Origin of the sequence: Gelidibacter japonicus, assembly GCF_010725055.1 — a bacterium.
Taxonomy (GTDB): Bacteria; Bacteroidota; Bacteroidia; order Flavobacteriales; family Flavobacteriaceae; genus Gelidibacter; species Gelidibacter japonicus.
In genome coordinates, this window is the sequence record NZ_BJKB01000011.1 from 66,691 (window position 1) to 79,460 (window position 12,770).

At 40.5% G+C, this 12,770-nt stretch carries 10 protein-coding genes; 5 read left to right on the plus strand and 5 right to left on the minus strand.

Annotation, left to right across the window (positions count from 1 at the left end; translation table 11 throughout):
- Positions 1–6: 6 nt before the first annotated feature.
- The 3 genes from trxA to G6N06_RS12245 form a co-directional block, all read right to left on the minus strand.
- Positions 7–324, minus strand: a complete 318-nt coding sequence (gene trxA / locus G6N06_RS12235) for a thioredoxin (protein WP_163517032.1) — start codon at positions 322–324, stop codon at positions 7–9.
- A 378-nt stretch (positions 325–702) separates the two neighbouring features.
- Positions 703–5,091: a DNA polymerase III subunit alpha gene (dnaE, locus tag G6N06_RS12240; protein ID WP_163517033.1), complete on the minus strand. Its 4,389-nt coding sequence runs from the start codon at positions 5,089–5,091 to the stop codon at positions 703–705.
- Between the two features lie 632 nt (positions 5,092–5,723).
- Positions 5,724–6,188 carry a DUF6252 domain-containing protein gene (locus G6N06_RS12245; RefSeq protein ID WP_163517034.1) on the minus strand — a complete coding sequence of 155 codons (465 nt, stop codon included), beginning with the start codon at positions 6,186–6,188 and terminating at the stop codon, positions 5,724–5,726.
- Between the two features lie 428 nt (positions 6,189–6,616).
- Here G6N06_RS12245 and G6N06_RS12250 point away from each other — a divergent pair, with 428 nt between their 5' ends.
- The 5 genes from G6N06_RS12250 to G6N06_RS12270 all read left to right on the plus strand — a co-directional run bounded on the left by G6N06_RS12250 (position 6,617) and on the right by G6N06_RS12270 (position 11,090).
- Positions 6,617–7,186 (plus strand): 30S ribosomal protein S16, encoded by a 570-nt coding sequence (locus tag G6N06_RS12250; protein ID WP_163517035.1) that lies wholly within the window; start codon positions 6,617–6,619, stop codon positions 7,184–7,186.
- A gap of 304 nt (positions 7,187–7,490) precedes the next feature.
- The gene (gene rimM / locus G6N06_RS12255) at positions 7,491–8,015 is read left to right on the plus strand and encodes a ribosome maturation factor RimM (RefSeq protein ID WP_163517036.1); all 525 of its coding nucleotides are present in this window, start codon (positions 7,491–7,493) and stop codon (positions 8,013–8,015) included.
- 42 nt (positions 8,016–8,057) lie between these two features.
- Positions 8,058–8,804 carry a tRNA1(Val) (adenine(37)-N6)-methyltransferase gene (locus tag G6N06_RS12260; protein WP_163517037.1) on the plus strand — a complete coding sequence of 249 codons (747 nt, stop codon included), beginning with the start codon at positions 8,058–8,060 and terminating at the stop codon, positions 8,802–8,804.
- Positions 8,805–8,868: 64 nt separating this feature from the next.
- Positions 8,869–10,047: an acyl-CoA dehydrogenase family protein gene (locus G6N06_RS12265; protein WP_163517038.1), complete on the plus strand. Its 1,179-nt coding sequence runs from the start codon at positions 8,869–8,871 to the stop codon at positions 10,045–10,047.
- 146 nt (positions 10,048–10,193) lie between these two features.
- Positions 10,194–11,090 (plus strand): metallophosphoesterase, encoded by an 897-nt coding sequence (locus G6N06_RS12270; RefSeq protein ID WP_163517039.1) that lies wholly within the window; start codon positions 10,194–10,196, stop codon positions 11,088–11,090.
- A 62-nt stretch (positions 11,091–11,152) separates the two neighbouring features.
- Here G6N06_RS12270 and G6N06_RS12275 read toward each other — a convergent pair whose 3' ends face one another.
- Both G6N06_RS12275 and G6N06_RS12280 read right to left on the minus strand, forming a co-directional pair.
- Positions 11,153–11,485 (minus strand): 2Fe-2S iron-sulfur cluster-binding protein, encoded by a 333-nt coding sequence (locus G6N06_RS12275; protein WP_163517040.1) that lies wholly within the window; start codon positions 11,483–11,485, stop codon positions 11,153–11,155.
- Positions 11,486–11,632: 147 nt separating this feature from the next.
- The gene (locus G6N06_RS12280; protein ID WP_163517041.1) at positions 11,633–12,694 is read right to left on the minus strand and encodes an NAD(P)/FAD-dependent oxidoreductase; all 1,062 of its coding nucleotides are present in this window, start codon (positions 12,692–12,694) and stop codon (positions 11,633–11,635) included.
- Positions 12,695–12,770 lie beyond the last annotated feature (76 nt).

Genomic DNA, 12,770 nt, shown 5'->3' on the forward strand with positions numbered 1-12,770 from the left:
TAACGACTATAGAAGCGCATCAATAGCATCGGTATAGGCGTTTTTAGGAGCCACACCAACCTGTCTTCCAACGACTTCTCCGTTTTGGAATACTAATACCGTCGGAATGTTGCGCACACCATATTTGGCAGCAAACTCTTGATTTGCATCAACATCCACTTTACCAACTACAGCCTTACCTTCGTACTCTTCGCTAATTTGATCAATGATTGGTCCAACCATTCTACAAGGTCCACACCAAGCGGCCCAAAAATCTACGACTACCGGCTTATCACTTTTCAAAACCGTTTCTTCAAAGTTTGCATCTGTTATTTCTAATGCCATATTTTCTATGCTTTAATTGTTTTATTTATTTTAAAGGAACAAAATTAATCAAAATATTTGCCAATCCTTATACGCTTAACATTTGTTTTGCTTATAACTGGATTTGCGATGGTTATCACAACTCCTTCGGCGCATGAATCAAGCCTTTCAGTTAAACCTGCCCGACGTCAGGAGGGCCTTTTATGTGGCGACCTCGTGGAACTCACTAACCATATAAACAGCATGCCGTTACATTCTGATGCATAAATTTGTACAATTATGACCAACCTATCCTCTTCATCCAATAACCCTTGAACTTAATCATTATGATGACATCAATGTTGATTTATATCAAGACGCATCTTCATATTATGAGATGCCTGCCTTCGCAGGCATTGCTTAGTTCAACTTAAAAAAAACATCCTGACCGCTCAATTCATCAAGTAGCTCTTGAGAGATTTTTACTTTCTGTTTCCTACTTGGCATGTGCAATTTCATCTTCTCTTCGGTATCATAAACCAAGAAATTCAGGGCTTGGTTACCTTCATGCATTCTCAAAATATCTTCGAGCGCCCTAATTTTACTTTCTTTCAAATCTCTTATCTCAAGTTGAATGGATAGTTTTTTTGCGTAAGTGTCCATCACATCGTGCAATAATTGAAAATTACTAAACTGCAACCTTGGTTCACTTTTTTTGCCAGTCTCTTTATTGATCCAGCCCTCTTTGACATAGACCCTGACATAGACGAATGAGCTTCTCACTAAAAAGTGTCTAAATCTGAGATACTCTTCTCCAAAAATTCGAAATTCAAAACTATCGGTATAATCCTCCATGGTAAACATCGCCCACCCTTTACCTTGTTTGCTTACACGATGTTCCACATTGGTCACGACGCCACCAAAGGTCATTTCTCTATTTACAAAAGGTTCCAAATTTGCAAAATGCGCCAAGGTGGCATTACAAAAGGTTTTCATTTCTATCTTAAAATCGTCAAGCGGATGTCCTGAAATATAAATCCCAACAACTTCCCGCTCCTGGGCCAATTTTTCCATAGTCCCCCATTCTTCACATGGAGGCACTAAAGGCTCTGCGATTTGCACATCACTCGCATCACCAAACAGACTCACTTGGGCCGAATTTTCATTTTCCTGGTGCTTACTGCCATACCGGATTGCTTTTTCCAAAAAGGTAATGCCATCACCCTCATCCTGAAAATATTGTGCCCTATGTGTATCTGTAAAGCAATCAAATCCACCTGCCAAGGCCAGATTCTCAAATGCTTTTTTATTGGTTGCCCTTAAATCCACACGTTTTGCAAAGTCAAAAATAGATTTATATTGCCCATCCTTTTTACGATTTTCCACAATGGTCATCACCGCACCTCGCCCGACGCCCTTAATGGCACCCATTCCAAATCGAACTGCATAGTCTTTGTTTACAGAAAACTTATAGAAAGATTCATTGACATCAGGCCCAAGCACTTTCAATTTCATGCGCTTGCATTCTTCCATAAAGAACGTCACCTGCTTGATGTCGTTCATATTGTTACTCAACACTGCGGCCATATATTCTGCCGGATAATGCGCTTTTAAATAGGCGGTTTGATAGGCTATCCACGCATAACAGGTTGAATGCGACTTATTAAACGCATAACTCGCAAAGGCTTCCCAGTCCTTCCAGATTTTCTCCAACTTTTTGGCATCGTGGCCATTTGCTTCCGCTTGGGAAATGAATTTTGGTTTCATTTTATCCAAAACCGCAATCTGCTTTTTACCCATGGCCTTTCGCAGAACATCGGCTTCACCCTTCGTAAAATCGGCTAGTTTTTGGGATAGCAACATCACCTGCTCCTGGTAAACGGTAATGCCGTAGGTTTCCTTTAGATACTCTTCCATCGCAGGAAGGTCGTAGTCTATTTCCTCTTCGCCATGCTTACGTCTGGTAAAACTCGGGATGTACTCCATTGGCCCCGGTCTGTAAAGGGCATTCATGGCAATCAAATCTTCAAAAACAGTTGGCTTTAATTCCTTCAGGTGTTTTTGCATTCCTGGCGACTCATACTGAAACACCCCAACGGTTTCACCTTTTTGGAACAACTCATAAGTGAGTTCATCATCTAAAGGAAAACTATCGGGATCAAGTAATATATCGTGTTTTGCTTTCACGATTTTCACCGTATCCTTGATTAAAGTCAAGGTTTTTAATCCCAAGAAATCCATTTTCAGCAATCCCGCATCTTCTACAACAGAGTTATCAAACTGGGTCACATACAAATCAGAATCCTTTGCCGTAGCCACCGGAACAAATTTGGTAATATCATCAGGGGTAATAATCACCCCACAAGCGTGAATTCCAGTGTTTCTGACGGAGCCTTCAAGAATTCGTGCCAAATTAACGGTTTCTGATTCCAAGCCCCCACCTTCGGCAATGTTGAGAAGTTCGTTTACTTTTTCCAAGTCTTCAGATCTGAAGGCCTTACTGAGTTGCTTTTCGTCATAACCAAAAATTTTGCCCAACTTGGACATGGTCGGGATGAGTTTGGAAATCCTATCCGCATCAAAAAGTGGTAGATCCAAAACTCTTGCCGTATCTCTAATAGACGATTTGGCCGCCATGGTACCATAGGTAATAATTTGGGCCACCTGGTTGCTTCCGTATTTTTTGATAACATAATCCATGACTTTACTCCGGCCTTCATCATCAAAATCGATATCAATATCTGGCATACTGATGCGATCCGGATTTAAAAAACGCTCAAAAAGCAGGTTATATTTAAGCGGATCAATATTGGTAATCTTGAGGCAATATGCCACCACAGAACCTGCCGCTGAGCCACGTCCTGGGCCTACTGAAACATCCATATTTCTCGCTTCCCGGATAAAATCTTCAACAATCAGGAAATAGCCAGGATATCCCGTATTTTCAATAACACTCAACTCAAAGTCGATTCGTTCCTTGATCTCGTCCGTAAGTTCCGGATACCTTTTTTTGGCACCTTCATAAGTGATATGGCGCAAATAGGCATTCTCTCCACGCTTCCCATTATCTACAAGATCTTCTTCATGCTTGAATTCGTCAGGAATTGCGAAGGCGGGCAACAATACATCCCTTGCCAACTCAAAAGCCTCAACCTTGTCCACGACTTCCTGAATATTGGAAATGGCTTCAGGAATATCCTTAAAGAGCTTTTTCATCTCTTCGGAAGATTTAAAATAATATTCCTGGTTTGGCAATCCGTAGCGATACCCTCGGCCCCGTCCTATAGGGGTGGCCTGTTTCTCACCATCTTTTACACACAACAAAATATCGTGCGCATTGGCGTCTTCCTTCTTGCAATAATAGGTATTGTTGGTCGCCACCAACTTGATATCATGTTTTCTGGCGAAATCAATCAACACCGGATTTACACGATTTTCATCTTCTTGATTATGACGCATCAATTCGATATAAAGATCGTCACCAAATTCTTCCTTCCACCAAAGCAAGGCTTCTTCCGCTTGGTTTTCACCAATGTTCAAGACTTTACTTGGGACTTCCCCATAGAGGTTCCCCGTTAATACAATCAAATCTTCCTTGTACTGTTGGATCAACTTCTTATCAATCCGTGGCACATAATAAAAACCATCCACAAAGGCATGTGATGATAATTTTGACAGGTTATGGTAACCGTTTTTATTCTTGGCCAAAATGACAATCTGATACCCATTATCCTTTCGTGATTTATCTGTATGGTCTTCACACACAAAAAACTCACAGCCAAGGATGGGTTTGATTATTTTTTCGGTAGGTGTTTCGCCGCGCTCTTCAGCGGCTTTGTTTTTAGCTTCAACGGTTCTATTATGATTGCCTACAGCTCTTATAAAGTGAAAGGCCCCCATCATATTGGCATGGTCCGTCAAGGCCACGGCAGGCATGTTATGTTCCGCTGCTGCCGACACCAACTGAGGGATGCTGATGGTAGATTGCAACACAGAGAATTGTGAGTGGTTGTGCAAATGCACAAATTCAACCTCCTTAAGCTCTTCAATATTTTGGGCAATCTCCTTTTTTGTAGGCTCGTCCGATTCTTGAAGCGCCTCAATCTGTTTTTTGATTTTCGCACTTTCAGCCTTCAGGTTGATATGCTTTAAGCCAATCAGTTGAATGGTGGCAGGATTTGCCTCTTTAAAACTTTCAAAGTAATCTGCAGGCACATCCAATTGCTCCTGTGTATATTCCTCACGTCTTATCAACTCCAAAAAACAACGCGTGGTGGCTTCAACGTCAGCGGTAGCGTTGTGTGCTTCCGCAAATGGCGTGTTAAAGAGGAATTCGTGCAACTCGGTTAAGGTTGGCAATTTAAATCTACCATAACGCCCTCCCGGAAGCTGACATAAGTTTGCCGTATGCTCGGTACAGGTATCCAAAACCGGAAGCTCCTGCAAATTATTGGCCACGCCCTCACGATGGAACTCAGCCCCCATAATATTCAGGTCGAAGCCGACATTCTGCCCCACCACAAATTTGGTTTTTGCCAAAGCCGCATTGAACTTTGCCAATACTTCTGCCAACGGAACTCCTTGTTGCTGGGCTAAATCAGTAGATATCCCATGGATCTTTTCTGCGTCATAAGGAATATTGAAACCGTCAGGCTGTACCAAATAGTCTTGATGCTCAATGCAATTGCCCATACCATCATGCAATTGCCAAGCAATTTGGATGCATCGTGGCCAATTATCCGTATCGCTGATGGGGGCATCCCATCGTTTTGGCAATCCTGTAGTTTCGGTATCGAATATTAAATACATAAAAAAATCCCCTTTTAATTTCCCCAAAGGGAAAAATGTTATGGTTATTATAATGACTTTCCTTCAAATCCACAATAATAAGATCGATTTTCAAACCAAGTTTGAAACATTTCTATTAGACCGTGATTTTGACCACGGATTCCTGAATGTTTGAGCTTAAAATTGCTGAAATTGCTGGATTCTTTCTCTGAAATAAAAGTTTTTAAAATTACATATAAATAACGCTTTTTTAAAGAGAAAGTTATAAACAGTTGCCAACAAAGATTCAAATATAGAAGTCAACTAAAGCTCTATCAGCAATACCGTCAAATTCAAAAAAGCTGCCACCCTGCTTCTAACTGCAAAGCAGGCAAAAACGCAAGGTATTAGAGGATTAACACAATTAGGGAAGCACCAAATATAAAATTCAGAAATCCAAAAAGACGATCTGTGGGATCTGCGTCAACCGTGTATGACAATCAGTGAGAATTAACCTGTTGCAAAAGCACCAATTACAAGATTGAAAATTCCAAAATGCTGGCCTGTGTAGTTCTATACAATCTGTGCTTAAAAATCAGCGAAAATCATCCAAAATCAGATTCATCCGCGTTCCGTTTGGTTCCACCGTGTTTCTTGCGCCATGTCGGTTTAAGCTATCGTACTGGAATTTTATAAAATACACCCTCATTGAATCCTACAGAATGCAAACTATCCGCTGAATACGCCATAAATCTAAACGTTCCGGTGATTGTGCTTCCATCAAATTCGGTGATGATCACTTGCCCATTTTCCGAATCAAGATTGTCTCCAGGATTTTGCGGATTAGCCGTTGAGTATGACCTATTTTCATGATCTATGAAAACAACTTTTGATTCGCTTATTCCAGACAAACTATAGGTCCTTTCCTGAAGCGAAGGCAACATAAAGTCCAATTTTTCAATTTTGTTTCCGGCATTGATGGTCAACCTGCCATTTTCCGCAAGCACCGCATCAAAATATGTTGCGCGCCACAGTTGATAGTTTTTATTTGCTTGAAGCGCAGGCGTATTGAATTGCACTTCATCACCACACCCAAATAACGTCATAATTGCAATTAAAAGCAGGACAACTTTCCTCATATCACCAAATTTAAACAACTTATTAGAGCCTAAATAAACAAAAAATAAGCTTTTGAATAGTATAAAGGAGAAGGTATTTAAAAGTTTTGCATATTTAAACAGCCATCCATGACAACCGATCGTATTTCCTTTTGGACAGTAATCCCAGAAATTCGCCTGAACAACCAATCGCAACCTATTCAAATACAGAAATATAACGCCCCACTCCAATCACAGGGACGAAAACACTTTTGAATTGTAAAAAAATTTGGTAACTATTTATAGCTTAGACTGTCCAGCGAATTTAACATAGCTTTATTTATTATAAAAATTAGGGCAATAAAAAAATATTTATAGTATCTTTGCGCCCGCCTTAATGATATAAATTGTTTATATCGGGCAGGCACTTATTAATAATAGGGGTCGCGAACCTCACTAATTAATTATTTATGTCAGTTAAAATCAGATTACAAAGACGTGGAAAAAAAGGGAAACCTTATTTCTGGATTGTTGCAGCTGATGCACGATCAAAAAGAGATGGTAAATACTTAGAGAAAATCGGTGCTTACGATCCAACAACCAATCCTGCAACTATTGAATTAGATGTTGATTTGGCTGTGAGTTGGCTTCAAAATGGTGCACAACCTACGGATACGGCAAGAGGAATTTTGTCTTACAAAGGGGCCATGTTGAAAAATCATCTTGCAGGTGGTGTTAGAAAAGGTGCTTTAACGGAAGAGCAGGCAGAAGAGAAATTCGCCGCTTGGTTAGAAGAAAAAGCAGGTAAAATTGACGCCAAAAAAGAAGGTTTAGCAAAAGCTGGTGCTGATGCTAAAGCAAAAGCTATTGAAGCTGAAAAGGAAGTAAATGCTAAGCGTGAAGCTGAAGCTGCGAAGCTTATCGCCGACGCTGAAGCTGCTGAGGCTGCTGCAAATGCTCCTGCTGAAGAAGTTGCGGAAGTTGAAGCAACTACCGAAGAAGCTCCTGCTGAAGATGCAGAAACAAAAACAGAAGAATAAAGAATTTATTTTTTATACTTTTAAACTCCGATATGACCTATCGGAGTTTTTTTTTTGAAAAAAGCATTCTTTAAATCGAGGACTTCGGGTATTACAATCCGCTGGTAGGCATGAAAAGAATACATTATGGAACAAATCCCACCATATATTGGGATCCTATAAATAGTTTTGTACATTCTCTTGCCTTAGTGAGCCTCATATTATTATGATAAAACTTACCTTTGGCGAGATCTTACATAAATTGGACACATTTTTTCTGTTATGTAGGATCTATTAAATTTTAGATTAAATAAATAAAGGACCAATGCTAAAAAAAGACTGCTTCTATCTTGGTAAGATTGTAAAAAAATACAGTTTTAAAGGTGAATTATTAATTAAATTGGATACTGACGAACCAGAGATTTATGAAGATTTGGAATCCGTTTTTATTGACCTACGCAATAATTTGGTACCGTTCTTTATTGAATCGTCCCAATTTCATAAGTCGGAATTGTTGCGGGTAAAATTCGAGGACGTCGACACCGAGGAAGATGCCGATGCACTCATAAAATGCGATCTATATCTGCCTTTGGAGTTTCTGCCTAAACTTGACGATGATAAATTTTATTTTCATGAGATCATCGGATTTACGGTTGAAGATGTCAATTTTGGTAAGGTTGGCATTGTAAAAGCAGTGAATGATTCCACAGCTCAAGCACTTTTTGAGATTGATCGTGACGGGATTGAAATCCTGATTCCGATGAATGATGCATTTATCAAGAAAGTAGATAAAAAGAAGAAACTGATTATTGTTGACACGCCGGAAGGATTGATTGATCTTTACCTTTAATCCCATCCTAAATCCTTTCCAAAGAGAAAGACTTTCACTCTTATGAAAAACCGATTTAACTTCAAACAATTCACAATTAATCAAGACCGATGCGCCATGAAAATTGGAACGGACTCGGTATTACTTGGTGCATGGACCTCGTTAGATTCAAATCCATATTCTATTTTGGATATTGGCGCAGGCACTGGCATTTTGGCCTTAATGATAGCCCAACGCAGCGGTCAAGTCGCGATGTCTGCCGAAATTATTGATGCCATTGAAATTGATGATGATGCCTTCGAACAATGTGTTGAGAATTTTGAGGCCTCACCTTGGGGAGATCGACTTTTCTGTTATCATGCTTCTTTAGAGGAGTTTGTTGAAGACCATTCTAATGACGAGTCAGAATCGGAGAAATACGACTTGATTATATCGAATCCGCCATTTTATCTAAACACCTACAAAAGCAACAATGAGCAACGTGATTTGGCGCGATTTGTTGATGCAATGCCGTTCAGACAGCTTATTGAAAGTGTTTCAAAATTGCTTTCGCCACATGGAAGTTTTTCTGTGGTCATTCCGTTTTCGGAAGAAAAAGAATTTATCGTGCTAGCTTCAAAAGAGCATCTTTATCCTAACCGGATTTTAAGAGTCAAAGGCTCACCTCAGTCAGAAATTAAGCGAAGCCTTCTACAGTTCTCTTTTCAGGAAACCACAGTCAAGCCCATACAACTTATCATCGAGACATCACGGCATCAGTACACTGACGACTATATTGCCCTGACCAAAGATTTCTATCTCAAAATGTAGTTTTAAATTGTTCCCTGATAACGTTTTCGTTACTTTTGTGTTTCAATAATTAAAATCCAAAAGAATGAAGCCAGATTTGTTTCAAGCCCCAGATTATTATAACATTGATGAGTTGCTAAATGACGAACATCGTTTGGTACGTGATGCCGCAAGAGAATGGGTAAAACGTGAAGTTTCCCCGATCATTGAAGACTATGCCCAGAGAGCAGAATTCCCTACACATATCATCAACGGACTTGCGGAAATTGGCGCCTTTGGACCATACATCCCTGTAGAGTATGGGGGTGCAGGTCTTGATCAAATCTCTTACGGATTGATCATGCAGGAAATTGAGCGTGGCGATTCTGGCGTCAGAAGTACAGCCTCTGTACAATCCTCGCTAGTCATGTATCCCATCTGGAAATACGGCAACGAAGAACAACGTAAAAAATATCTTCCAAAACTTGCCAGTGGCGAGTGGATGGGAAGTTTCGGTCTTACAGAACCTGATCATGGCAGTGATCCAGGAGGTATGACCACAAATTATAAAGACAAAGGCGATCATTATCTTTTAAATGGTGCCAAGATGTGGATTTCTAACGCTCCTTTTTGTCAAGTGGCCGTAGTTTGGGCTAAAAACGAAGAAGGCCGTATCCACGGATTGATCGTAGAACGCGGAATGGAAGGGTTTTCAACCCCTGAAACCCATAACAAATGGTCATTGAGAGCTTCGGCTACGGGAGAGCTCATTTTTGACAATGTTAAAGTGCCTAAAGAAAACCTCTTACCTAACAAATCTGGACTTGGCGCAGCACTCGGTTGCTTGGATTCGGCACGTTACGGAATTGCTTGGGGTGCCATTGGTGCCGCTATGGATTGTTACGACACCGCCTTACGTTATAGCAAAGAACGTATACAGTTTGGAAAACCAATTGGACAATTCCAATTACAACAAAAGAAATTGGCCGAAATGATTACTGAAATTACCAAAGCGCAACTTTTGGCATGGCGACTTGGGGTCATGAGAGAAAACGGAACGGCTACCTCAGCACAAATATCCATGGCCAAACGGAATAATGTGGACATGGCGATCACTATCGCCCGTGAAGCTCGTCAGATGCTTGGAGGTATGGGTATTACTGGCGAATACAGCATCATGCGCCACTCCATGAACCTTGAGAGTGTCATCACCTACGAAGGTACCCACGACATTCACCTACTGATCACAGGATTGGACATCACTGGCTTGAACGCTTTTAAATAAAATTCCTGCGCAGACCGGAATCCTTTAGGTTCAACCCACTTTATCTTGTAATAGTGCTTACATATTGAGCTCTATTGCTTTTCAAAACAAAAAAAATGCTTCCCTAACCAGAAGCATTTTTTTGTACATTTAAGTAAAATATTCAAATGTCCTCAAAAAAAAGGTTCGATCGTGCTTACCAAAACGCAAAAGTCATCCCTTTTGATGACCACAGCAAATTTGTTTTATTTAGTGATTGCCATCGAGGAGACAATAGCTTTGCTGACGATTTCGCAAACAACCGCAATATTTATTTTCATGCCCTAAAACATTATTATGCCAAAGGTTTCCATTATTGTGAACTTGGTGATGGCGATGAACTATGGGAGAATTTATCCATAGAACCCATTCTGGAAGCCCATAAAAACGTCTATCTCCTAATGAAGTCATTTTTTGATGAGAATAGACTTCACATGATTTGGGGCAATCATGACATGGCCTACAAAAACTCCGATTATGTCAAAAAAAACCTCTTTACTTATTTCGATAAACGCTTGGGAGCTGATGTCGATCTCTTTCCGGGAATTGAATACCATGAAGGCATCCGATTAAATCATACTGAAACCAAACAGGAAATTTTCTTGGTCCACGGACATCAAGCCGATTGGTGGAATTATACCTTTTGGAAATGGAGTCGACTCTTGGTCAGAGTGCTATGGAAACCCTTAAATGTTATGGGCATTGCCGATCCAACGACACCAGCTAAAAACTATACAGAACTGATTAAGGTTGAAAGTCGGACAAAGAATTGGATCATGGCAAACAACAATCTCATTACCATTGCGGGGCATACGCACCGACCACGGTTTCCTGAACCAGGCGATATTGCATTTTTCAACGACGGAAGCTGCGTCCATCCGAGATGCATCACCGGATTGGAAATTGAAAACGGAGAAATCTCCCTGATCAAATGGCTAATTGCCTCAAATGATGACGGGGTGTTGCAAATTGTGAGAGTCCTATTGGAAGGCCCAAAGAAATTAGCAGAATATAAAACGATTTAAAAAGAGAAAGACCCCACAGGTTTTATCCTGATAGCTATCGGAATTGTGAAGTCTCCCGTTAATTAAGACTCTGGTGCCAACTCCACCTCTAAGCCCTCCAATTCAAGAGTAATAGGAATTTGACAGCTCAATCGTGAGTTTTCTTTCACATAAAACGCTTCAGATAGCATAGCCTCCTCTTCATCTTGCATTTCTGGAAGCTGAATACCATTTATAACATAACACTGACAAGAAGCACACATGGCCATACCACCACAGGTACCAATGGTACCTTCTGGGGCAAGCTCATAGCTTCTAACCACCTCCATGAGGTTCATAGCCATATCTGTTGGTGCCATGACCTCATGGGAGACTCCTTCTCTATCTGTTATTGTGATTTTTACATCTTGTTCCATGAAGTAATCTTTAATTCGGGTGCTTTTATATTTTAGACCTACAAGGTTTTAAAAACCTTGCAGGAGGTTTTTGAAACCATGCAGGATATTCTGTTCATCCAAGAGCAGCTTCGGTTTATTGCATACTGCCGACTGCGTACTGTCAACTTATTCAATTGCCTTCACAACTTGTTTTGGCGCTTCCTTGCGTGTACCATCAAAGCCATCAACACCACTGACCGTTGTATATTTCAAAACATAGCGCTTTCCAGGATTGATTATTTGATAAGCCGCTTGGCACATCAAGGTTGCTTCATGGAAACCACAGAGAATAAGCTTCAACTTTCCAGGATAGGTATTTACGTCGCCTATGGCAAAAATACCCGGGATATTGGTTTGATAGTCCAAGGCATTATTCACGACTATGGCGTTTTTCTCAATTTCGAGTCCCCATTTTGCTATTGGTCCGAGTTTAGGCGATAATCCAAACAACGGGATAAAATGGTCGCACTCAATCTCAAATTCCTTTTCGATATTTAAAGCCTGGGCAACTACAACTGCCTCAACTTTATGGTCACCAACAATATTGATAACTTCAGCAGGTGTCACCAGGTTGATTTTTCCGGCATTTTTTAATTCTTGAACTTTGTCCACAGAATCCAAAGCGCCCCTAAATTCATTTCGTCTATGGATCAAAGTAACCTCTGAAGCAATATCGGCAAGGTAAATAGTCCAATCCAACGCAGAGTCACCTCCACCGGAAATGACCACTCGTTTATTTCTATAAATTTCTGGATCCTTTATAAAGTACTCCACGCCCTTATCTTCAAAGTAAGAGATATTAGCAATCAAAGGTTTACGCGGTTCAAAACTACCTAAACCACCAGCAATGGCAACTACTGGCGCCTGATGTTTAGTGCCTTTATTAGTGGTGACAATAAAACTACCGTCCTCTTGTTTTTCAATGGTATCTGCCCGCTCGCCCAATGTAAATCCTGGTTCAAATTGCTTACACTGTTCCAAAAGATTTTTGGTCAGATCGCCTGCCAATATTTCAGGAAAACCTGGAATATCGTAGATGGGTTTTTTAGGGTAAAGCTCTGTACATTGACCGCCAGGTTGTGGCAAAGCGTCAATAAGATGGCATTTCATTTTTAATAATCCGGCTTCGAACACGGCAAAAAGTCCTGTCGGTCCTGCGCCAATGATAAGTATATCTGTTTTAATCATATAGTGGCCACTAACCTGTCTGTCAACAGACCAAAGTGGTATTTCATTTAATTAAACTTCATTTAGTTTCGCAAAT